This window comes from Pseudofrankia coriaricola, assembly GCF_032027725.1.
GTDB lineage: Bacteria > Actinomycetota > Actinomycetes > Frankiales > Frankiaceae > Pseudofrankia.
In genome coordinates this window covers 241,204-264,112 of sequence record NZ_JASNFO010000018.1, presented here as the reverse complement: position 1 = coordinate 264,112, position 22,909 = coordinate 241,204, and the positions used below count along the sequence as shown (strand labels likewise).

General features: G+C 68.1%; 18 protein-coding genes and 4 pseudogenes. 13 read left to right on the top strand and 9 right to left on the bottom strand.

The annotated features are described in order from the left end of the window. The 4 genes from QOZ89_RS11490 to QOZ89_RS11475 form a co-directional block, all read right to left on the bottom strand. Positions 1-589: recombinase family protein (locus QOZ89_RS11490; protein ID WP_312623736.1), on the bottom strand; the 589-nt coding region annotated here is incomplete at its 3' end. Then, a complete protein-coding gene (locus QOZ89_RS11485; RefSeq protein WP_157910458.1) occupies positions 576-779 on the bottom strand; it encodes a hypothetical protein in 204 nt (67 codons plus the stop codon). The genes QOZ89_RS11490 and QOZ89_RS11485, both read right to left, overlap by 14 nt. 488 nt (positions 780-1,267) lie before the next feature. Further along, positions 1,268-1,798: a DUF302 domain-containing protein gene (locus QOZ89_RS11480; RefSeq protein WP_071054679.1), complete on the bottom strand. Its 531-nt coding sequence runs from the start codon at positions 1,796-1,798 to the stop codon at positions 1,268-1,270. Between the two features lie 15 nt (positions 1,799-1,813). Further along, a complete protein-coding gene (locus QOZ89_RS11475) occupies positions 1,814-2,296 on the bottom strand; it encodes a glycosyltransferase (protein WP_071054681.1) in 483 nt (160 codons plus the stop codon). A 257-nt stretch (positions 2,297-2,553) separates the two neighbouring features. Here QOZ89_RS11475 and QOZ89_RS11470 point away from each other — a divergent pair, with 257 nt between their 5' ends. The 8 genes from QOZ89_RS11470 to QOZ89_RS11435 all read left to right on the top strand — a co-directional run bounded on the left by QOZ89_RS11470 (position 2,554) and on the right by QOZ89_RS11435 (position 10,312). Beyond that, on the top strand, positions 2,554-2,730 hold the full coding sequence (locus tag QOZ89_RS11470) for a hypothetical protein (RefSeq protein ID WP_157910641.1): 177 nt from the start codon (positions 2,554-2,556) through the stop codon (positions 2,728-2,730). 90 nt (positions 2,731-2,820) lie between these two features. After that, entirely contained in the window at positions 2,821-3,816 is a 996-nt protein-coding gene (locus QOZ89_RS11465) for an alpha/beta hydrolase (protein WP_071054685.1), read from the top strand. Between the two features lie 75 nt (positions 3,817-3,891). Beyond that, positions 3,892-4,947, top strand: coding sequence for a helix-turn-helix domain-containing protein (locus tag QOZ89_RS11460; RefSeq protein ID WP_312623734.1), 1,056 nt, complete (start codon positions 3,892-3,894; stop codon positions 4,945-4,947). Positions 4,948-5,093: 146 nt separating this feature from the next. After that, a complete protein-coding gene (locus QOZ89_RS11455; protein ID WP_071054773.1) occupies positions 5,094-6,257 on the top strand; it encodes an alpha-hydroxy acid oxidase in 1,164 nt (387 codons plus the stop codon). 222 nt (positions 6,258-6,479) lie between these two features. Continuing rightward, positions 6,480-7,235: an SDR family NAD(P)-dependent oxidoreductase gene (locus QOZ89_RS11450; RefSeq protein WP_312623733.1), complete on the top strand. Its 756-nt coding sequence runs from the start codon at positions 6,480-6,482 to the stop codon at positions 7,233-7,235. Between the two features lie 311 nt (positions 7,236-7,546). Beyond that, a complete protein-coding gene (locus tag QOZ89_RS11445; RefSeq protein ID WP_071054689.1) occupies positions 7,547-8,452 on the top strand; it encodes an AraC family transcriptional regulator in 906 nt (301 codons plus the stop codon). Between the two features lie 259 nt (positions 8,453-8,711). After that, on the top strand, positions 8,712-9,161 hold the full coding sequence (locus tag QOZ89_RS11440; RefSeq protein WP_198543651.1) for a nitroreductase/quinone reductase family protein: 450 nt from the start codon (positions 8,712-8,714) through the stop codon (positions 9,159-9,161). A 122-nt stretch (positions 9,162-9,283) separates the two neighbouring features. Continuing rightward, positions 9,284-10,312: an aldo/keto reductase gene (locus QOZ89_RS11435; protein ID WP_071054691.1), complete on the top strand. Its 1,029-nt coding sequence runs from the start codon at positions 9,284-9,286 to the stop codon at positions 10,310-10,312. On the opposite strand, the pseudogene QOZ89_RS11430 reads toward QOZ89_RS11435, so the two are convergent. The 5 genes and pseudogenes from QOZ89_RS11430 to QOZ89_RS11410 form a co-directional block, all read right to left on the bottom strand. After that, a pseudogene (locus tag QOZ89_RS11430) lies at positions 10,304-10,912 on the bottom strand (transposase); the annotation flags it as partial. The gene QOZ89_RS11435 and the pseudogene QOZ89_RS11430 overlap by 9 nt on opposite strands. Continuing rightward, positions 10,909-11,076 carry a hypothetical protein gene (locus tag QOZ89_RS11425; RefSeq protein WP_241842460.1) on the bottom strand — a complete coding sequence of 56 codons (168 nt, stop codon included), beginning with the start codon at positions 11,074-11,076 and terminating at the stop codon, positions 10,909-10,911. The gene QOZ89_RS11425 and the pseudogene QOZ89_RS11430, both read right to left, overlap by 4 nt. 774 nt (positions 11,077-11,850) lie before the next feature. Beyond that, positions 11,851-12,024: pseudogene (locus QOZ89_RS11420) on the bottom strand (IS6 family transposase); the annotation flags it as partial. 74 nt (positions 12,025-12,098) lie between these two features. Further along, positions 12,099-14,489, bottom strand: a complete 2,391-nt coding sequence (locus QOZ89_RS11415; protein WP_312623731.1) for a putative bifunctional diguanylate cyclase/phosphodiesterase — start codon at positions 14,487-14,489, stop codon at positions 12,099-12,101. Between the two features lie 518 nt (positions 14,490-15,007). Continuing rightward, entirely contained in the window at positions 15,008-15,760 is a 753-nt protein-coding gene (locus QOZ89_RS11410; RefSeq protein ID WP_071054696.1) for an SDR family NAD(P)-dependent oxidoreductase, read from the bottom strand. 1,381 nt (positions 15,761-17,141) lie between these two features. On the opposite strand from QOZ89_RS11410, the pseudogene QOZ89_RS11405 reads away from it, so the two are divergent. From QOZ89_RS11405 to QOZ89_RS11385, 5 genes and pseudogenes are all read left to right on the top strand, one after another. After that, positions 17,142-17,393: pseudogene (locus QOZ89_RS11405) on the top strand (alpha/beta hydrolase); the annotation flags it as partial. A 1,079-nt stretch (positions 17,394-18,472) separates the two neighbouring features. Further along, on the top strand, positions 18,473-19,858 hold the full coding sequence (locus QOZ89_RS11400; protein ID WP_071054698.1) for an ABC transporter substrate-binding protein: 1,386 nt from the start codon (positions 18,473-18,475) through the stop codon (positions 19,856-19,858). 688 nt (positions 19,859-20,546) lie between these two features. Next, positions 20,547-21,176, top strand: a pseudogene (locus QOZ89_RS11395) (acyclic terpene utilization AtuA family protein); the annotation flags it as partial. A gap of 60 nt (positions 21,177-21,236) precedes the next feature. Continuing rightward, complete coding sequence (locus QOZ89_RS11390) at positions 21,237-22,007, top strand: enoyl-CoA hydratase-related protein (RefSeq protein ID WP_071054701.1); 771 nt, start codon at positions 21,237-21,239, stop codon at positions 22,005-22,007. A gap of 34 nt (positions 22,008-22,041) precedes the next feature. Further along, positions 22,042-22,827 carry a class II aldolase/adducin family protein gene (locus tag QOZ89_RS11385; protein WP_071054703.1) on the top strand — a complete coding sequence of 262 codons (786 nt, stop codon included), beginning with the start codon at positions 22,042-22,044 and terminating at the stop codon, positions 22,825-22,827. The last annotated feature ends 82 nt before the right edge of the window (positions 22,828-22,909 follow it).

Genomic DNA, 22,909 nt, shown 5'->3' with positions numbered 1-22,909 from the left:
GGACCTGCTCGTCCGGATCAAGGGCGACCTCGCCCGAGGGACGGCGCACATATCCCGCCGGCAGCGGCACCGCCAGCTCCCCGCGGCCCGCCCTGGCCAGCCGCCCCGCTGTCATCCGCTGCCTAAGCAGGTGCAGCTCGACCTCGCTCATGGTGCCCTTCAACCCGAGCAGCAGCCGGTCGTTGTACTCATCCGGATCGTAGACCCCGTCGGTGTCGGCCAGCAGGACTCCCGCCAGCGAGCACAGCTCGACCAGCTGATGCCAGTCACGTCCAGCGCGGGCCAGCCGCGACATCTCCAGCCCCACCACCAGGCCCACATGCCCCATGCTGATCTCGGTAACCAGGCGGGCGAACCCCGGCCGCTCGACCACCCCGGCCGCCGAACGCCCCAGATCCTCGTCGATCACCAGCACCCGCGACGACGACCACCCCAGCGCCACCGCCCGCTCGACCAGCCCGTACTGCAACCGGGTCGACTCGCCGTGATCGAGCACCTGCTGACGGGAGGACTGGCGCACATACACCACCGCCAGGCGATCCCGATGCCGGCCCTGGACTTTCCCGATCTCACGCTCACACAGCAGCATCGACGTCACCGCCGTCCCGCCCGCCGCTGCCGACCGCCCGACCCGCCAGCCGCTCCACCAGCACGATCAGGACTGCGACTGCCTCCCGCCGGCTCGGCTCCGGCAGCAGCGCCCACGGCATGCCCGCCGGGATCTGGGGAGGCCGTCTGATCCGGTGCCGTCCACAACGCACCGCCTTCACACCGCTCACGGGCCCGTAGCTGATCGACCACTTCGACCAGCCGCAGCAACCCCTCCCCACCGATAATCGGCGCGTCAGCGCCACCCTGTCCAACTCTCCCTGCACCGCGGCAAGCCGACTGAAAGCCTCTGGGCCTATCTGAAGACCGGGACGCTGGCCAACCTCGCCGCGCACGGCCTGGACCACCTGATCCACGTCATCAGGACCGCGATCAAACGCCTCCAGTACCGCCCTGACCTGCTCGCGGGCTTCCTGACCGGAACCGGCCTACAACTCGAACCCCACAGCTGGTCACCTCGCGAGTTCAACGTCAGTAAGCGACGGGCTCAACCTTCGGCACCAAGCTCGCCCGACGTCGTCCAGGTGACCACAGGCATTTTCCGACGCCCCACGTGGCCGGCGACGCCGGCCCTCACCACTAAGCGGGTACCTCGGCGCATGAGGTGTAGAAGGTTGCCGCGGCTCCCGCCGTCGGTCTGCGAGAGCTCACGGGGCGGTCACGAAGCGAGTTCCTCGGGCACTGGGGCGCCGAGCCTCGTGAGTAGATTCGCGACCAGCCGATCGAGGTGGCGGCCGACCTCGGCGATGGCGGGGTTGCCGTAGCTGTCGAACAGCGTGCTTGGCTGGTCTATCGCGAAACGAGTGTCGCCCTCGGTGTTGGCGTAGATGACCGTGCGCAGGGGTGCGTACAGCATCACGGTCGGGTCGTGGCGGAACATGCGTTCGGCGATCGTGTGGTTGCCCATCAGGTACTCGACGCACTTCCAGTCCGAGGGCGAACCGGCCATCGTGGCGGTGACGTCGCTGCGCCAGTAGATCATGAACCCGTGCGGCGCGTTGATCTCGGCGAGTTCGAGGGCGGCGTCCCAGGTGGCGAGCAGCCCGAACCGGGCGAGGTCTACCGCGGGGACGAGCTCCTCATATCGCGACACGGCCCGGTCGTAGGGCAGGGGCACCGCAACGTCGAGCCGGCGCACCAGGTGCTCAGTGACGCATACGGGCTCAGTAGTGTGTACGGGGACTGTCATGAACTTCTCCGCATGTCAGCTCGCTCGACAGCACAACACGCCGCTGTCGGTCAAATACAGAGGGATGTCTACCCGGTCGACGTCGGCGGGCAAACGGCTGTCCGCCGTGCATCGCCTGGACCAGGTGGCTTTGGTGGTCCGGCAAGGTCGCCAACCACGGCGGCAAGGTTCAGGTACCCGTGCGTTCGCCGGCAGCGGCTCTAGCCCCGCCGGGTCGCCGCCTCCAGTGGCCGCGACGACGAGCACGTCCTCGCCCGCGAGCCCGGCCAGCGCGGGCCGGATCAGCTGGTCGGCGTCGGTCGCGACCGTCCCCTGGTTGACAAGCACGACCCGCCGCCCGGACAGTTCGCGCCACCAGGCCGGCGCCCGCCAGCCGAGGTCGACCGGCTGGCGTGGCGGTCCGACGAAGGCGACCTGGGGATGGGTGAGCGCGACGAAGTCGTCGAGGTCGCCGTCGACCATCGCGCGGATGTGGCGGACCGTCACGTCGACGAGCACGTCGCGGTCGAGCCCCGTGATCGCCGGCCGGGGCGCCCGGACAACGACGGGGGCGACCGCCGGGGCGGGCCGCCCCTGCTCAACTCGAACGGCACGCTGTGGGGCGGCGCCGGTCTGGGCGCCGCCGTCGCCGAGCAGGTGCTGGGGCGTTCCGTGATCTGGGCGAACGTGCAGTACATCAGTCCGATCCGGGCCGGCGAGCGGCTTCAGCTGCGGTGGAGGCCGGATGGCGTGGCCGGAGCCTGTCTCAGGCCGTCGTGCGGGGAGCGGTGGACGGGCGGCCGGCGCTACTCGTCCCTGGGACCTTCGGCGCCCGCGCCGATGACGCGGGCGAGAACACCGACCGGCACCTGGTGGCGCCGCCCATCAACGTGCTGGCGCCGGAAGGCACCGAGGACCGGGGAGTCGGGCGTCACCCGCCACCTGGCGGGTGATGCCCGTCGGACGGCGGGTCGTGGTGCGGGATGCGTGAGGTGCAGCATGCGTCTGACGGTCAGGTCAGGACGTCGATGACGGGAGAGCCAATGACGACCACGACTCCGGCACCTTCTGCTGTCGGCCCGCCGCCTCCGTTCGACCTCGAGCTGGCCGCCGTTCTGGACGTCTTGGGCGATCAGATGTCGCTCCCGGTGACAGTGGACATGATCCCGGCGATGCGGGCGTCCTTCGCACAGTGGAGGACCTCGGATGAGGATCTGAGCCGCGGCGGGGCGTTCGAGGTCCAGGATCTGTCGGTGCCCGGGCCGCCCGGCGCGCCAGCGGTCTCCCTGTTGGTGTGCCGGCCCACGGCGACCAGCGCGCCGATGGCGGCGATCTACTACATGCATGCCGGAGGCATGATCCTCGGCGACAACCGGTTGGGCCTCCCGGAGGCGCTCGACTGGGCGCAGGAGCTGAACCTCGCGATCGTCTCCGTGGAATACCGTCTCGCCCCCGAGCATCCGCACCCCGCGCCGGTGGAGGACTGCTACGCGGGGCTGGTGTGGACGGCCACCCATGCCGGCGACCTGGGCGTGGATCCGGATCGGATCATTGTCGCCGGTGGCAGTGCGGGGGGCGGTCTGGCCGCGGCGGTCGCGCTGCTCGCCCGGGACCGCGGCGGCCCACCCCTGGCCGGGCAGATGCTGATGTGCCCGATGATCGACGATCGGAACGACAGCCCGTCCAGTCGCCAGATGGCCGGACAGGGGGTGTGGGATCGCAATGCGAACAGCACGGGCTGGTCGGCACTGCTTGGGGCCGGGTGTGGCGGCCCGGACGTCTCGCCCTACGCCGCGCCGGCCCGGGCCGCCGACCTGTCAGGGCTTCCAACGGCCTTCGTCGATGTCGGCTCGGCGGAGACCTTCCGGGACGAGGACGTCACCTACGCCACCCGTATCTGGCAGGCCGGCGGCCGCGCTGAGCTGCACGTGTGGCCGGGAGGCTTCCATGGATTCGACCGCACGGCTCCGCAGGCCGCGATCTCGCGGGACGCCAAGGCGGCGCGGGTACGTTGGCTGCGCAGGGTTCTGCAGGCATGACTCGAGGCCCCCGGACCGGGCGCAGCCGTCCGTATACGGCTGGGCACCGGCGGTTGCGGCAGGCACGATGTAGCGGTGAGAGAGCTCGTCGCGAAGCTGGCAGCGCTCGACCCCGACGCGGGCGCCGCCGTCAAGGTGATCGCCTATTTCGACCGGCTCATCGAAGGGCAAGCTGGCCTGGAGCCGATCGTGCGCGGCGCGGCGGTGCTCGCGGGCTGCCCGGCGCGGCTCATCGACGACGAGCGCCGGGTGCACATCGAGATCGAGGCCGACGGTCGGCGGCGCGACGCTGTCACCCGCCCGGATCCGGCGTGGCTGAGCGCACCTGTTGTCCCCGGCGGTCCCCAGGCGCTCTGGCTGGAGCGCCCTGGCCCGGCAGGTCCGATCGACGCGATGGTGCTCGAGCGGGCCACGGCGGCGGCCCGCGTCGTCCTCGCACGGACCAGGCGCGGCGTCGCGGCCGGCTGCGTGACACCGCACGACCCGGCTTCGGTCGAGGTGGTGCTCGACGCGACGGTCCCCGCGGACCTCCGTCTCAACGCCGCCCGGCGTCTTGGTCTGGACCGTACCGCCCGGGCACGGGCGGTGGCGCTGGAAGGTGGTCTGGCGCGAGTCGAGGCTGCTTCGGGGTCCCAAGCGCCGGACCCGGATGTCGGCCGCCGGCGTGCGGGTGTCGGCCCGGCGGTGGCGGTGCTGGAGCTACCCTCGTCCTGGGCGGCGGCGCGGACGGCGCTGCGCCTGACCGCCGACGGCACCGCATCGGACCCAGGCCCGAGGATCGTCCACGCCGACCATCTGGGCGGGCTCGCCGTCCTCGCCGCCGCGGTCGTCGCCGCGACGGAGCCGGCGCCCGACGTCCGCGCCCTGGAACGCGTGGGGGCCGACGCGCCGTGGATGCTCGCCACCCTCGACGCCATCGCCTCGAGCCCGAGCCTGCGCGCCGCGGCGGGCGTCCTCTCGGTGCACCACTCGACGCTGCAGGATCGGATCGCTCGCGCGGAGCACCTGCTCGGCTGGTCGATCCGCGAGCCGCAGGGACGCCTCCGTCTCCAGCTCGCGCTCGTCTTACGACGCCTGCACAGGAACCGGCCCCTCGATGCGGAATGGGATCGACGACCACCCTGGACGTAGCCGCATGACGACCGGGCTCTGCGGGCCGGAGGCGCGGCCCGTCAAGGCGACGGCGCGGACGCGGACGGCGGCGTGGCGCGGTCCACCGCCATGACACGGCGGTGGACCATACGGGCCGGATTTCTGCTGATTAGGGATTGATCGCGATGAGGCGGTTGGACAGCGTTGAGGACGGGCATCGACGGGCACGTCGACGCCTGCCGAACTCCGTGTACTGGTTCATCGAGGGGGGCACCGAGGAGGAGCTCACCCTGCGGGAGAACCGCCGCGCCTTCCAGGAGGTGACCTTCCGCCCGCGGGCCGCCACCGCCTACACCAACCATGACCTGACCACCACCGTGCTCGGCACGCAGCTGTCCATGCCGGTGATCGTCTCGCCGGCCGGGTACATCCGGCTCGCGCACCGCGGCGGCGAACTGGCCGCGGCCCGCGCCGCGGCGTCCGCCGGCACCGCGATCGGGGTCAGCACCCTGTCCAGCTACCCGATCGCTGAGATCGCCGCCGCGGGCGCCCGGGCCACCTGGTACCAGCTGTACTTCGCCGGCGGCCGTCCCGGCGCCCAGATCGCCATCGACGCGGCGCGGAAGGCCGGCTGCACCGCTCTGATCCTCACCGTCGATCTCGCCGGCACCGCCGGACGGGACCGCCGCCGCCGCGCCAATGCGCCGATCAGAGTCGACCTGCGCAGCGCGCTGACCTATGCCCCCGAGATGGTGCTGCGGCCCCGGTGGCTGGCCGGATTCCTGCGCGACGGCCTCGGCCTGAACGTGCCCAACGTGCGGCTCACCCACGACGGCCCCCCGCTGTCCGTCGCCGAGGCCAGCGCCAGCATGCGGCGCCACCCTCCGACCTGGGACGACGTCAGCTGGATCCGCGAACGCTGGGACGGCCCGATCATCATCAAGGGAGTGCTCTCCGGCGACGACGCCCGCCGCGCGGTAGACACCGGGGCGGCCGCGGTCGTCGTGTCCAACCACGGCGGCAACGCCCTCGACGGGACACCGGCGACGCTGCGGGTGCTGCCCGAGGTCGTCGCCGCGGTCGGGAACGACGCCGAGGTGCTCCTCGACAGCGGTGTCCGCCGCGGCGCCGACGTCGTCAAAGCCCTCGCCCTTGGCGCCAGCGCGGTACTCGTCGGACGGGCCTACATCTGGGGCCTCGCAGCTGGCGGCGAAGAAGGCGCCCGTCAGGTACTGGAAATCCTGCGCCACGGGATCTCCACCACGCTGTCCCTGCTCGGCTGCCCGAGCCTGGCCGACCTCGACGACACCTACCTACGCCGGCCGACCGGACAGGGCGGAGAAAGGTGATGATACCGGCACCGGCTGCTGCTGATGTCGGCGTCCGCTTCTCGCGCCGGGCCGTTCGTACCGGCGGGCCGCTCGGGGGATCGGAACACATTGGTGCGCCGCGCCAGCACGCCGGTCTCGTGTCGATGCGCGCGGAGCTGGGCACGGCGCACTCTTTAGCGCATTGGAACCTTGGTGGAGCTGCCCGCGCAGTCGACGGGCTCCGCCAGAGAGAGGAATAGTATGTTCGAGTTAACCGGCCATGTGGCGCTGGTGACCGGCGCCGGTCAGAACATGGGTGCCGGAGCGGCCCTGGCTCTTGCCGCGCAGGGAGCCGCCGTGGCCGTCAACGATCTCGTGCCCGAGCGGGCCGAAGCAACCCGCGCGCACATCGAGTCAGACGGCGGGCGCGCCATTGCCGTGCCGTTCGACATTCTCGACCCAGAAGCCGTCATGGCAGGGGTCGCCGATGTCAAGGCGGCGTTCGGTCGGCACGTGGACATCCTGGTCAACAATGCAGGCATCCACCCCGACATGACGGCGACACCGTTCCGTCAGCTTCCCGTGGAACGCTGGCGTGGCCCAGTGGAGATCAATGTCTTCGGGTCGATGTACTGCATCCATGCGGTGCTCGAGGACATGTGTGAGCACGGGTGGGGTCGAATTGTACAGATCTCCTCCGGGGCGGGCCGTACCGGCCTGAGCATCGGCGTATCGGTGTACGGGGCCGGCAAGAGCGGGATCGAGGGTTTCATCCGCCACCTCTCCCAAGAGGTCGCCGGAACCGGGGTGACCGCCAACAGCCTGGCCCTCGGACTCATGAACAACACCGCGACCGGGGATGCGCACATCACCAGGGCACAGGCCGCCTCGATCCCGGTGAAAAGGCTGGGGACCCCGGGTGACGCCGGCGCGGCGGTGGTCTTCCTCGCCGCCGAAGAAACGTCCTGGCTGACCGGCCAGACTATCAACCTCAACGGTGGGGCCACGATGAACTGACCGTGGGAAGCGCGCGGGATGGTGAAGACAGCCGGCATCGAGCGCCACCCCGATCTGACCACCCGCCAACCCGCCCCGGCCCAGGAAGGACCCGCCTGACCCCCCGGGGCCGTGGACCCGGCGCCCGCCGAGGCGACAACCGGCCCCGACCCTGCCCACCAACCACGAAACAATAATCAGAAGCGTCGGATCGTGACCGACGGGGCACTCTCACGATCCCGGTGGAAGATCCAGGTCGACGAAACTCGCGACTTCTTGCATATTCCTCGCGCGGATGAAGATCGCCGCGGGACCTGTGCTGCAATCGTGGCATGTCTCTGGAGGAGCTTCGCGATCTGCTTGAGCGGCATGTGCGTCCCGATGGAGCCATTGCTATCGACGGGGTCCGGACCTGCAGAGCCGACCACAACGTGGCGCCGGTGTCCTCAATGTCCGGCGCGGTGCTGGCGGTCGTCGCTCAGGGTCGCAAGCGTCTGGCGCTGGGAGACCGGGTCTACGAGTACGGCGCTGGTCAGTACGTCGTCACCTCGGTCGACCTTCCGGTGACGGGGCACTTCATCGATGCCGACGCGGGGCGCCCCGGGCTCGGTTTCGGGATGACTCTGGAGCCTGCCGCCATCGCGGAGTTGCTGCTGGCGGCAGGGCCGGGGGATCTGCCACGGTCGCCGGGCACGGCACGGCCGGGAATCGCGGTCAGTGACGCCCCGGACGAGTTGCTGGACGCTGTCGTGCGGCTGCTGCGTCTGCTTGACCGGCCACGGGACCGGAAGGCACTGGTCCCGTTGGTCAAGCGCGAGATCCTCTGGTGGTTGATGACCGGGGAACAAGGTGACGTCGTGCGTCAGCTCGGCCTGGCCGACAGTAGCCTGGCGCACATCAGACGTGCTGTGGGGTGGATCCGGGAGAACTACACCCGGCCGTTCCGGGTCGAGGAAGTAGCGCAACTTTCGGGGATGAGTGTCTCCGCCTTCCACCGGAACTTCCAGGCGGTAACGGCGATGACCCCGATCCAGTACCAGAAGCACATCCGGCTGCAGGCCGCGAGATTGCTGTTGGCGAACCGTCCGAACGACGTCACCGGTGTCGGCCACCGGGTCGGATACGACAGTCCGGCCCAGTTCAGCCGGGAGTACCGGCGCCAGTTCGGTTTCCCGCCCAGCGTTGATGCGGTGCGCCTGCGCGGCGGAGCCGGTCCCGTTGCCGCGGCGCTGCCGTAAAAGCCGGCGAAGCGAAGAGGATCGTGCAACGACTCGAGAGGATCCTGCTGGCCCGGCGCTCGTGGCGGAGTTTTCATGGAGTCACCGGAACGTGCGACGGATCCCGGGGCCCTCACCACGACGAAGGAAGCGGGTAATGATGGTCACAGACCGCGCACTGACCGCCTCCGGGGAGAGAAGTTATGAAGTACCGCACGCTGGGGCGGACCCGAGTCGAGGACCGCGACGTGCCCCTCGACGACGAGCGGCGGACCGGGCTGTGACCGTGGACGACGCCGTCATCCGCGCACTCGACATCGGACCGGACTCCTCCGCGGCCGAGCGCACGATCGACATCACGACACTGGGTGCACGTAGCGGTATCCCGCGGCGTATCGAGATCTGGCTCCACCGCGTCGACGGTCGCTGGTATCTGAGCGGCATGCCCGTACCCCGTAGCTGGTATGCGAACCTGCGCGCCCATGCTCGATTCGTCGTGCATCTCAAGCACGGGGTCACGGCCGATCTGCCCGCGACCGCGGTGCCGGTCGACGAGCCGACACGGCGGCGGGTGATCACTGCGGTCCTCGACCTGCAGAACCGGCCCGAGATCGCCGCGCGAGTCAGCCAGCCCCAGAACTTCGACGACTGGTTCGCGCGCAGCCCGCTGGTCGAGATCGTGTTCGACGACGAGCAGTTGCGGACAGCGTCCTCGGCGCGGTCCGAATAGTCCGAACCTCGCCGGCCGGTGATGTCGTGTCCGTCGTCGGGTCGGTTCCCGGCGTCAGCGCGTCGAGGCACGGGGCCGCCCACTCACCAACCACTCACCACACGCTCCGAAGGAGGAGAAGCATGAAGTGCCGCACGCTGGGCCGGACCGGAATCCAGGTCAGCCCTTACTGCCTGGGCGCCATGATGTTCGGGGCCATCGGAAACCCCGACCACGACGACTCGATCCGGATCATCCACAGGGCCATAGACGCAGGGATCAACTTCATCGACACCGCCGACGTGTACTCCCAGGGCGAATCCGAGGAGATCGTCGGCAAGGCACTCAAGGGCCGCCGCGACGACGTCGTGCTCGCCAGCAAGATGCACTACCCGATGGGCGACGATCCGAACCACCGTGGGAACTCACGGCGCTGGATCATCGCCGCAGTCGAGAATTCCCTGCGCCGCCTGCAGACCGATCACCTCGACCTCTACCAGGTCCACCGCCCCGACCCGACGGTCGACGTGGAGGAGACACTGTCAGCCCTGTCCGATCTGATCCACAGCGGCAAGGTACGCGCGATCGGTACGTCGACCTTCCCGGCCTCGGAGATCGTCGAGGCGCAGTGGGTCGCCGAGCGGCGCGGCCTGGCGCGCTTCCGCACCGAGCAGCCGCCGTACTCGATCGTCAACCGAAGCGTCGAACGCGAGGTGCTGCCGATCTGCCAGCGGTACGGGATGGGCACGCTGGTCTGGAGCCCGCTGGGCCAAGGCCTGCTCACCGGCCGGTACCGCAAGGGCCAGCAGACCGACACCCACCGATCCGGCGGCATGCCGCAGCACTTCAGCGACGAGCGCAAGCTCGACGTGGTCGAACAGCTCATCCCGCTCGCCGACAAGGCCGGCCTGCCGATGACCCACCTCGCGATGGCGTTCGCGATCGCCCACCCGGGCGTCACCTCGGCGATCATCGGGCCCCGCACCATGGAACACCTCGATGACCTGCTCGCCGGCGTCGACGTCACCCTGGACGACGAGGTCCTCGACCGGATCGACGAGATCGTTCCGCCCGGGACCGACGCCGGCCCCAACGACGTGGCATACACACCACCGGCCGTCTCGAACGTGAGCCTGCGTCGCCGGCCAGTCGCCGAGCGCTCCGCCGCCTGAACGACCGCCGCGTGGAGGGGCCGTCATGTGGACCGCGACTGCCTCCACCCCGGAGTAGCACGCATGGGCCTGTTCGCCGTAGCCGGAGCCGGCCAGCATGTACATCGTCGTCACGACGTTCGCGCCCGAGGCGAGGATCCGCTCGAGGTGGTCGAAGTCCGGCCGGTACGCCATGTACGCCACGCAGTCGGGCCGCAGCGCCGGACTGACGCAGGCCACCAGCACGGTGCCGCCGGTGTCGACGAGCAGATGACGCTTGATACCAGGGACTTTCTTGCCACCGTCGTAGCCGTGCAGCCCACCCCGGTCGGTGGCGCGCACACTCTGGCTGTCGAGAACGCCCGCAGCCGGAGTCGGGTCGCGGCCGCCACCGACACGGTCGCGTTCGCGCAGCCGGGCCAGGATCGGCTCCCAGCGGCCTTCAATCCGCCAGCGCCGCCAGTAGTGGTAGACCGTCTGCCAGGGCGGCAGGTCATGCGGCAACAGCCGCCAGGCACACCCCGCCCGCATCCAGTAGGCCAACGCGTTCACGATCTCCCGGCGCTCATGCGCTGGCGGCCGACAACCTGGCTTGGGACCGGGAATCAGCGGGGCGATCAACTCCCATTCGGCCCGCGTTGTAGGTGCTGCTGGTGACCCGCGCCCTGGGTGCCGCCCGTGGAGCTCACCAGCGCGATCCCGCCGCGGCCGCGCGCGGCCATCCTCGCGCCGAGCAGGTGGCACAGGATCACCGGCGTCGCGCAGTTGGCCCGGGCCGAGAGCACGTGCAGATCGACCCGCAGACCGCGGGAATGGCGTTGACGGCGTTCATCGCCGTCCAGACCCGACCCCAGTAGCCCCCGTCCCCGATCGGGTGCTTCCGCGACGGCTCAAGGGTGAGCGTCGTCGACGGCTCCCATAGATGATCACCGAGTACTTGAGGGTGCCGTATTCCCGCCGTCCACGCGACCACCTCCGAAGGCAACCCAACCACAGCCACTCCTGTGGACTCGTCACCACCACTCGCGACCTTTGACATCACCAATCACATAGAACCCTCTAGGTACAGGCAGTCCGGCTCCTCCTCTGGCCCGTCGGTCGCCGGTCGTCGCCGGACTCCTTCGGTTGCCGATCACCGTGGGCGGACGGCTCGAGGCCGAAGTGAGGACGGACCGGGTCGCGCCCGACGAGGTCGGCGGCAACGGCCCGGCGCTACGTCGCGAGCCGGCTCGCCGCTGCGACACCGGCGCCGATGATCAGCCGAATGAGCTCGGCGCATAGGTAGAGGCCCAAGGGCCGGCCGCACGGCGTTTCTGCTCTGCCACGGCCAGCGGTGATGCCTACGGATGGCGGTGTAGAGATTGAGACCTTCGATGGCGAAGCCACCAACAGGCCCCAGATCGCCATCTCGAGTGTGGCCCCCGTCACGCCACGGACCGTAGCCGATCGGTACGCCTGTTGGAGCAGCAATCCCTACAAGCGCCATAAGATTGGCCTGGTCAGCAGGCCTGTTGCGGTGCGAGGAGCCAGGGCGCGCGGAGCCCCGGCCGGCCTGGTGGTCAGATGGCGTGGGCGAGCTCGGCGAATGCCGCCTCGAGCCGGCGTTGTGGTTCGGCGTCGGTTCCGAGTTCGTAGTGGCCGCGGCGGATGTTCCGGACCAGCGCATGTCCGGTACTGATCGTCTGGGGCGGGCGCAGCCGTTTCGGTCCCCGCATCGGCCGCAGACGAGGGCGGGCGGCGCGCCATCGCTCGATCATGCCTTGGCTGCCGAGGAGGGCTACGACTTCGGATGTACGGCAGCGCCGATTTAAGTAATCGGCGGCGGTCTTCCTGCTCGCGCTATGTGCGAGTGCGTTAGCCCTGGCGCCGATAGCGGTCGGGTGGCCGTCGGAATCTTGTTCAGGGGGCGAGGTGGGCCGTAGAGCGGGCCGGTGCCGAGGTGGCATCCGGCGTTGGCGAGGTGCCGCGCTTGGCTGTCGTTGTCGATGGCGGTGGCGACCGCCGTCAGGTCGAGCCGGGTGGTGACCGCGAGGATCGCGTCGCGGACACGGCGGGGGTGCGGGGTGGCCGGGGTGGTGTCAAGGCCGGTGAGGCAGGGGTGCAGTCTGATGATCTCGATATACGCGAGGTGCCAGCAGGCGAAGCTGCCGGCGTTGCCGCCAACGCCATCGAGGGCGAGGCGAACACCGCGGGCGGCAAGGCGTTGTAGCAAAGAATCGTTGATGGTGAGGCTGGAGATCGCGCAGGTTTCGGCGAGCGAGAGGATAATCGCCCGGCCGGCCGTGCGCTGTTCGGTGAGCAGACGCACGGCGGATGCGACGGGCGCCTGCTCAAGATCGAAGCTCATGGGAACGGAGACGAAGACAGGCTTAGCCGCCTGCGGGCCGCCATCCATCACGTCCCGACAGACCTGTTCGAGGACCCGGCCGGCAAGAGCCGCAGTTAGCCCTGCCTCGTCGGCAAGCCGAGTGAACAGGTCGGGCGCGAGCTCTCCGAACTGCTGGTATTTCCAGCAGGGCACGGCGTCGACGGCGACGGTCTTCCCGGTGTTGAGATCTACGACAGGTTGGTAACGGACTTCCAGGTTTCCGGCGCGGTCGACACTGTGGATCGCCTCTTCGAGATCAGCGCGGATCTGTGGGGCAGCAGCTGGAGTGGACAGCTCGGGTCGGTACACGACCAGCCCACCTTTACCCTGCCGTTTTGCCGCGTACATGGCGATGTCGGCGTCTCGCAGGAGGGCGTCGGCGCAGGGCGGGCTATGGTCGTCGGCCAAGACGAGTCCGAGGCTGACACCGACGGGCCGAGTGTGTCCGGCGAGGATGGTCGGCGCGCGGATTTTAGTGGCAAGCCGTTGGCATGCTCGCTCAGGGTTGCTGTAACCGTCCTTGAGGAGAATCGCGAACTCGTCACCACCAAGCCGGGCGACGGTGTCGCCCGATCGGACACCATTGCGCAACCGGCTCGCAGTGGTCCTGAGCAGGGCATCGCCGGCGGCGTGGCCGAGGGTGTCGTTGATCCTCTTGAAATCGTCGAGATCGCAGTAGACCAATGCGAAGGGATGACTGGCACGGCATATGAGCGCCTGCTGGATCCGGTCAGTGAACAACCTTCGGTTTGCCAGGCCGGTGAGAGGGTCATGAAACGCGAGGTAGTGCAGCTGCTGTCGGCTGGTCTGAACCGATGCGAGGAGCCGGGTGTTCTCGTCCAGAGTCATCATCTGGCGGAGGAGGACTACCAGCAGTAGGCCGATCAGGGCACCGCGTTCGATGCTGTCAATGGCGCTGTTCGCGATCAGCTGGCCGATCACCATCAGACCGGCCACTCCCAGTGCCAGGTAGGGCAGCGCGGCGCGTATCCACAATGTGCGTGGACTGCCACCGCGGCGAGCTGGCACAGGGGAGCCTGGCACCGGGACCAGGCCGGCGAGCAGGAGCAGCAGCCAGCCTGCGGCACAAGTGATGTCCACAACCGGCGCGATGCTGTGTCCCCCCGCGGCGATGACGATGAGGTAGATCGCCGTGGACAGCATCGTCACGCCGAGGCCGGCTCCGAGGAGAGCCAGCGCGAGCCCCGACCGCGGTTGCCGGAAGGTCGACAACAGCAGGATGGCAGCTAGCAGGACCAGGTAACCGACCACAGTCCCCGTGTTGGAGACGATCCCCGGGGCGTCGAGACGTCGTGTTCGGACCGCCGGCGCCAGGACCGTAGCCCAGGTCAGCAGGAACATGGAGCCAACGACCACCAGGCTGTCCAGCGCTGTGATCACATACCAGTGGTATCCGTCGCGCCCTACGGCGAACCCGCTACTTCCGGCGTCGAGCGGGTCCGTAGGGAACGCCAGCACCCCCGCCAGATACACAATCATGATCACAAGGAAGGCGTTCGCCGACCACGGCATATGGGACGGAAGAGCCGAGCCGTGTTCGATAATCCACCGGACGTGCCAGGTGGATGCGGCGGCAGTCAAGATTGTCGCGCCGCCGATGATCAGCCGCCACAGGCGGTCCGCTCCTCGGACCCGCCAACCAGTCCACACCAGACAGACCGCCGCGGCCAGACATGCGCCGAGGGCCGCGCAACCCGCAACCTTTTCACCAAGATCCGGCGGAAACACAAACCCACATACCGTCACGACAAGGACATAGGCCGCGCAGGCCAGCGCCACGCATCGCGCTTTTCTCCGGGCGCCGATCATCCCAACACGCCTCGTCGACGTGCAGGGCACTGCACTTTTGCCGGCTAGCCCCGCTGGCCCGTCCACGGAATCGTTCTACCACCACCATCCGGTAATCAAACACCGATACCCGGGCGTCTTTTCGCCCATTGTCGGACGAAATCCGATTAGTCGGTCTGCAGGTGCATGGTACGGTCCTTTAGCGGGCCTACTGAGGGGCCAGCGCCCGTCGACGGACAGGGAACGGACCGGCGGATCGGCCACGTCAACACTCGACCGACCCTAGGCTCGTCGAGAAGGCCCGCGAGATGATTGGCGTGACGGTGGCCACGCCACGAGTATCACAGTCACGTTCCGCAAGCGGCATAGCAACGAATCGTTCCTCTCCGCCGCCTCGGCGGGTTCGGCCGGAATCAGTTGGCTGATCGATCCGGTGCGCGGCACTCACCAAGCCGAGGTCACCGCCGCCATCAACGACCAGGGCGTGTAGATCGTCAAGGAACGCCATCCGCCTTATCCCTCGAGGACACAGTGCTCGCTTAGAGGAAGCTGCCGCCGCCATCGACCATCAGGGTGCAGCCGGTGATGTAGCTGGCGGCCGGGGATACTAGGAAAGCGACCGCGCGGCCAATGTCCTGTTCGGCATCGCCGGTTCGTTTGATGGACAGCGAGCGCAGGATCCCGTCGAGCATTTTCGGGTGCTCCTCGATCTTGGCCTGTGTCGTCGGCCCGGGCGCGAACGGGGACACCGCGTTCACGGTGATGCCATGCGTGCCCCATTCACGGGCCGCGACCTTCGTCAGCCCGCCGACGGCTGCTTTCGCCGCGACGTAGGCCGAGTAGCCAGGCAGCCCGGACAGCTCCGAGCCGGACCGCAAGTTGACGATCCGCCCGTCACCTTTGAGATGCGGGAAGGCCGCCCGCATGAACGCGAGTGTCGCGACCGGCCCGGTCGCGAACGACAGCGCGAGAGTCGCGTCGGTCGTCTCCTCCAGGGGAACACCGACGACGCTCGCCATCGCGTTGTTGACCAGGATATTCAGCCCGCCGAACCGGTCCACGGTCGCTGCGACGCACGCCGTGACCTGCGCGGTGTCCCGGATGTCGCATGGATAGGCAAGTGCCTTGGCGCCGCGTTCCTCGACCTCCGCCGCGACCGCCTTCGCGTTCTCTGCGTTCAGCTCGGCGATCGTGACAGCCGCGCCTTCGGCAGCCAGCGCGAGTGCGATTCCTCGGCCGATGCTCTGCCCGGCCCCGGTGACGAGGGCGACCTTGCCATCGAGCGTGCCCACGCGCTTACCTTTCGTCGATCGTTCGGCAGTCAGGATGCCCGCAGGACGGATGATCGGCTTCACACCTTCTCCGAGCTCTGACCGAGGTCCCGATCCATTCAGTCGTATCGGAGGCCGCCGACACGAGCGCGGAGATTGGTGTCGAGAGTCCGGTTGTCCGATCGGGACGAGGACAGCCGCGCCGGTGAGCGCGCAGTGAGGTCGAGCGGTGCCGTCCTCACTGCGGACCAGCGGCAGGATGCCGCCTACCTGGGGAGCCGCATTATCACAACCGGGAGGGTCCCACGCCTAGCGGATCTTTGCGTCTCTCGCGGCAGCGCCGGGCGTGCGTGGCAGGCGGCGATCTTGTCGTCCAAGAGCTGGATGCGGCTGTCAATTTCGAGCCCGAAGGTCTCGTACTCCTCTGGCTTCCAGCCGGTGCGATGCCCAGTTCGAGGCCGCAGGCCGCACGCTGTTCCAGGCGGCCTCGGGTGGGATGCCGCCCAACAGCGAGCACGGAATGCCAACTTTGATCGGCTGTGCGGTGGGCCGCTCCTTGGTATAGGTGGCCGGCGTCAGCGCCCCAGTACTGCCCAGACGCACGCAGGCCCTCCGTCGACTCAGGATCTCGGTATGCGCGGGGCCATGGCACCCGGGCCGCCAGCGCCCCAATCACATGTCGAAGCGGAGATCCGCCACGACTGCCGCCCTGGAGTACCCTGACGAGACGAACGATAGCATCCACTATGTAGTGGTGCAACGAGTCGGTTCGGCCCGACCAGCCCGCAGGGCTACCTACCCGGTCAACCCGACGACCGCCGTCGATCACGCGCCCGCCACGAGCCCCCAAAGGTGGTGACGAAGGAGAGCGGATCTGCGACAAACTGTCACAGTTACATGGTCTGCGGCTAAGCCACTCGCTCGCAACGCCCACGTCAGTTGCACTTCATTCACTAGAACGCCAAGATCAAGGCAATCTGAATAAGTCGTTGGGGTCGTCCGAGCGATGGGGTGGATGGGCGCCGGCGTGCCGAGAGTAGCGTCGTCACAATGAGAACTGGGTCACCGGACTCGACGAGCTACGCACCGGTCAGCACGACGCCGAGTCTGCCTCTCTTGTTCAAGCCGCAATTGCTGCCAACCAGCCAGTCGTCATCTACGGCAGTGAGCCACCCCGCACCGGTCTCGCCCTCGCTCATCATTACCGCTCTTTCCCGCCAAGGCCAAGCGAACTCTACACCGATATTTCCAGGGAGGCGATCGAGGCCGCGGGCCGGAATCATCAGGCCGCAGGCCCTGGTATCAGCACTGTACGCCGATTCATTCACGGAATACCGGCCGGCGGCGTCCAGCCAGGTTTGAGACCGATGTTGGAGATCACCCCAGGTTCGCCGTTCGGGTCGATCCCTATCTCTCCCCGCTGTTCGGCGATTTCACCAAGGGCTTCCCTCCAACCCTGCTTACCACAGGTACCAGGGATCTGTTCCTGTCGAACACGGTGCGGATGCACCGCGCCCTGCGCGCCGCCGGTATCACGGCGGATTTGCATGTAATGGAGGCGGCTGGCCACGGGGGCTTCCTCGGCATGGCCCCTGAAGACGCCGAGCTGGACCGCGAGGTCCGCTGCTTCGTTGACGCCCACTGGTCCGACTGAGGGTTCTCGACCCCAAGCGGGTCCGGAGCAGCGCGTCCGCCCGATCCCATAGGCCGACACTACGATGCTCATGAGGGCCGCCAACTCATTGAGCTTCTCCTCGACGTTCTCCTATGAGACGCGGCATCTGGCCAAACCGGCTCCCGGATGTCCACCGCCTCGGACGTCGTCGGCAACGTGCTCGCCGCGTTCGAAGCCGCGGCCGTTGGCACGGCGTTTTCGTTCAGGGGCAGTTTGGGGCCGAGCCGTCGCACCCCAAGCGCACGCGTGGCGTTACGTGCTGGTCTCCATCAGTGCGGCCAACTGCTTTTGTCACGGCAGGTAGGGGCCGTGCCCCGGTCGCCGTCCCCGAGCAGTCCCTACACTGCGAGCTCGTATGGCGAGATGCCGAGATCAGGACCAGCCATCGCGCCCACCTGCGGTACCCGGGCCGCCCCATCCACCGAGCCCTCATCGGCGCCCGGCCAGATTCGACCGGGGCTGACGTCGCCCATGGGTCTGGATGGCAGACCGCCGTGAGCGCCTCCTCGGCCATGACGTACTTCGCCATCGTCGATGATCCTCCGGCCGTCAGGCCGTGGTCGTGCACCAGGCCGCGAGGGGAACCACCCAGCACCCCTCTAGTGACTTGCGGTTGACTATGAGCCCGAGGCCTGCGTTCCGGATGTCTACGGTTGAGGGGCCTTGACGCGATCTCACCTCACGATAGTGAATATATAGTCACTATCGTCGGCCACAAGCCAACCCGGTGTCGCTCGAGGGCAGGGGCGCCATGCCGGCTAGCCCGCGCGCCATCCGGGCGCCACCCGGCCGCCAGCACCCCGGTGGCCCACCTCGACCACGCGGGCCCAACGGCAGCGTAGACCGCGTGGTTGATCCAACATTGCAATATAGAATAGTACCTGCTATCGTGAGGTACCTCACAATCTGGTCGCGGGCGGACATCTCCGCGCTCATTCGCGATGGAGGGACCCGCAGCCGCTATGTCGACGCTCCTTGACGCCCGTGGCCTCGGCGTTTGTAACCACTGCGATGACGGACTGCCATCGCGCCAGACTCAACCTCGCCGGAGGAAGATCATGCGCATCCTGCGCCAGTTATCGGCTCTACGCGCCGCTCCCGTGGCCGTCGTTGCGGTCCTCGTGGTGGCCGCAGCGGCCTGCGGTGGCTCCTCGGCCGGCGGTTCGGACGTCGCCTCGCTCGACGACACATCCGCCTGGGTGAAGACTGGACCGACCACCGGCCCGTCTACTGGGTGGAGCGACGGCGGCTACAAGGTCGACACCAGCAAGCTGACATGCACCCAGCCGTCCAAGGATGAGACGCGCGGGATCACTGACACCTCAATCACCGTCGAGGGCCTCGCCTATCTGACCAGTCCAGGCGGAGCCTCGATGCAAGGTGCCGACGTCGGCGCCAAGGTCCGGTTCGATGCCGCCAACGAGGCGGGTGGCATCAACGGCCGCAAGATCGACTTTAGGGGTGTGCTCGACGACGGCCAGGATGCCAGCCGCAACCTGTCCCAGGCCAATATCATCGCGACTCGGGACAGAGCGTTCGCCGCCGTCCCGGTTGTCACCAGCCTTTCCGGATACGCCGATGTCTTCTGTCAGAACAATGTTCCCTACTTCGGCTGGGGCACCAACGACGGCTTCTGCGACTCCGCGCTTGCTTTTGGCGTCACAGGATGCAACTACAATACCGCCGTGCTGGCCAATAACCTCGCCGGGTTGGTCAACTCGATGTTCCCGGACTCGAAAGCCACACATACCCTCGCAATCGTCGGCCAGGACCTCGACTCCAGTCGTACCGCCGTCGACGCCCTCAAACATTACGCCGAAGCAGGCGGCACGAAGGTTATCTACGCTAAGACGCCTATCCCAGCCGGCGGCCTGACCGACGCCACCGCCATCGTCCAGGCAATCATGACCGCCAACGGCGGCACTCCGCCGGAGGTCGTCTACTACATCACCGACTTCGCCACCACGCTGAAGCTCATCCAGTCGCTGAAGGCCGCCGGGTACCCGGGCAAGAACCTCACCCCAATCTACGACCCGGCGCTGTCCGGCCTGAATGACCTCGACGGTATGTACGCGACCGGCAGCTGGCTGCCCGGCATCGACGACTCCAACAAGGTCGCGAGCCAGATGGTCGCGGACTTCAAGAAGTACGCCCCCGACCAGCGAATCGGCATCGCCGCGCTCGCCGGCTACTGGTCAGCCGACTTGTTCGTCGCCGCCGCCACTGCCGCCGGCAAGGACCTCACCGTCGACAAGTTCGTCAATTTCCTGAACGCCGGCTTTGTCCACAACGGCGATGGCGCCGTACCGGAGACCCGCTGGCCACTCAACCACTTCGTGACAACACCCTGTAGCTCCCTTGTTCAACTCACCGGCGGAACCTGGAAGCCAATCACCCAACTCACCTGCGGCTCACTACTCGTGAAAAAGCCGGCCAAGGGATAGGCGTAGGCCGAGGTACTTCCCCTCTGGGGCACGTCGGCGATGTGTGCCCCGACGTGCCCCAGAGCGAGCTACCTGCCCCCTGAGCCTCTTGATAGCCAACGGCCACGGCCGCCCGCCTGTTCATCACCAGCACCCTCTCTGGGGGCAAGGCGCCGATACAGCCGCCCAGTTCGGCGCCGGCCGAAAAGTTTTGCGCCTCGCCACACTCGTTACGTCGACTGTTAGGGAACAGGAACGTCAGGCGGGGAGTTCGCGAATGGCTGCCGCGGACCACCAGGCAAGGGCCAGCAAGTCCAGATGGAGGCCTACACGTGGCCGCCTCAGCGAATGGCTTGGAACGGTGTCCGCCACGCGCTGTGCCCGGCTGAAATGAGGAGCCCGCGTTGGATCCCACCGGGCGACGGCATCCCGCGGTAACGCTTCGCATTTTCCTACAACGGGGAGACCGAGCGTCATGAGCCTCCGCCGACTGCGGGCGCGGGCGATTACCACTGCTCTGGCCGCCATGCTGGTCGGCCTCCCCGCCATCCTCACGGATGCGGACTGGCGTCAGACACCATCGCCGCAGAAGGCGAAACCTGCCCGACACAGGCGCCGGGCATAACAGCGAACTCCATCAAGATAGGCCTTTTTTGTCCCGGCACCGGTCCTCCCGGCGTCGCATCCGCCGTCAACGCGACGAGCCCGCCTCATGGTCGACGGCGGCCCGATCGACGTGCTCACCGGGGACTACCTCGCCGAACTGACGATGCTCATACTTTGGAAGACCAGAAGCAGGCCCGGTGGCGCGGGCTACGCGCGCACGTTCCTCGCCCAGATCGAGGATGTCCTCGGTACCTGCCTGGACCGCGGCATCAGGATCGTCTCTAACGCGGGCGGGCTCGACCCGGCGGGCCTCGCCGAGAAGGTCCGCACGGTGGCGGCTGACCTCGGCCTGCGCCCCAACATCGCCTACGTCACCGGCGACAACCTCGTCGACCGCGTCAGCACGCTACAGGCCGCCGGCGAGAAGTTCGTCCACCTCGATACCGGCCGGTGTCTCGCCGACACCGGCATCGAGCCGGTCACGGCGAACGCCTACCTCGGCGGCTGGGGCATCGCCGCGGCGCTGTCCGCCGGCGCCGACATCGTCATCACCCCGCGGGTCACCGACGCCTCCCTGGTCGTCGGCCCGGCGGCCTGGTGGCACGGCTCGGAACGCACCGACTGGGACCGGCTCGCTGGCGCCGTCGCCGGGCCGAGCCCGCAGCGGCTCGGGCCGTGCCGACCGAGGGTGGGTGATCCCTCGACAGTAAGGATAGCAGCTACTATAATCTAGGTATACATTATCCTATTTATCGATCATCATGGTCGCTCATCTGCTCCGAAGGAGACCCGCATGACCGAAGGCGACGACGCCTTGGTCCGGGTGACGCTGGACGACGGGGTCGCGATGCTGACCTTGGACGCCCCCGCCCGACGCAACGCGCTGTCCTATGAGTTGAGCATGGATCTCGCCCACGCCGTGGACACAGCGCTCGAGGGCGGTGCGCAGGCCATCATCCTTAGTGCCACGCCGCCTGTGTTCTGCTCTGGCGGCTCGCTGGAGGACCTGGTCAGGCCCAAGGCTCCGTTACGCGAGATGTACGAGGGTTTTCTCAAGGTCGCGGACGCCCCGGTTCCCACGATCGCCGCCGTCAGCGGCCCCGTCATCGGGGCCGGCCTGAACCTGCCGATGGCCTGTGACGTCGTGCTCTGCTCGCCGTCAGCGGTCTTCGACCCGCGATTCCTCGATGTCGGCATCCACCCGGGCGGCGGCCATCTGTGGCGTCTGTCCCGGCAGGTCGGCAGCCAGGGCGCGGCGGCGCTCGTCCTGCTCGGCGACACGCTGACCGGCGAGGAGGCGGCGGCGCGTGGCCTCGCCTGGCGCTGCCTTCCGGAGAACGACTTGCTTGACGCGGCGCTGAAGCTCGCTCGTCGGGCCGCCAACAGGGACCCGGAGCTAGTGGCACGGACCAAGCAGTCGCTGCGGGCCAGCCTTGCATTGACCGAATCAAAGGCCGCGCTGGAGCTGGAGCTCGCGGCACAGGAGTGGGCGGTCTCCCGGCCCGGCTTCGCGGCCCAGGTTGCCGAGATCAAGAAGAGTCTCAGCAAGCGCCAGGTCAGGTAGTAGAAACCGATCCGGGCCAGGTAGGGAGTACGAAATGGCTGGATTCGTCACCCGGACGCCGCCGACCTTCAGCTCTGTCGAACAGGAGCGGCTGTACCGCAGGCAGCGGCTGGCGGCGGCATTTCGGGTACTTGGCCGGTCCGGGTTCAACGAGGGCGTCGCCGGACACGGCAGCGTCCGCGACCCGGAGCTGCCCGACCACTACTGGGTTAACGTCTACGGACAAAGCTTCCGCCAGGTCAAGGTCTCCGACCTCTGCCTGGTCGACGGGAGCGGCACGGTCGTCGACGGTCCGAACAGGGGCCCCAGAGCGCGCAACCTGGTTGCCTACGCCGCGCTGACCATCCATGGCGCCGTCCACGACGCCCGTTCCGACGTCATCTCCGCCGTGCACACCCACGGCCTTTACGGCCGGACCTGGGCGGCGCTCGGCCGCCCGCTTGACCCGATCTCCCAGGACGCCTGCGCCTTCTACCGGGACCAGGGCATTCTCGACGACTACACCGGCGTCGTCCTCGAGGAGGAGGAAGGCAGGAAGCTGGCCGCGGCGCTCGGCGATCACAAGGCGGTTCTGCTGCGCAACCACGGCGTCCTGACCGTCGGCCACTCCGTCGACGAGGCGTTCTGGTGGCACCTGAGCTACGAGCGCTGCGCCCACTCCCAGCTCATGGCCGAGGCGTCCCTCACGAAGCCCCACCTGATCCCACCCGAGGACGCGGCGCTGACCGCCTCCCAGGTCGGCACCCACCGTTTCGGCTGGTTCTCCTTCCAACCGCTCTACGACTGGATCACCGCCGAGGAGCCAGACCTCCTCGACTGAACTGCGCAACCTGAGTGGATCATCCGCCCTGGCTAGGTCCACACCGGCCGGCGATCCTCGTGACGTCTCGGGATTCATCGGC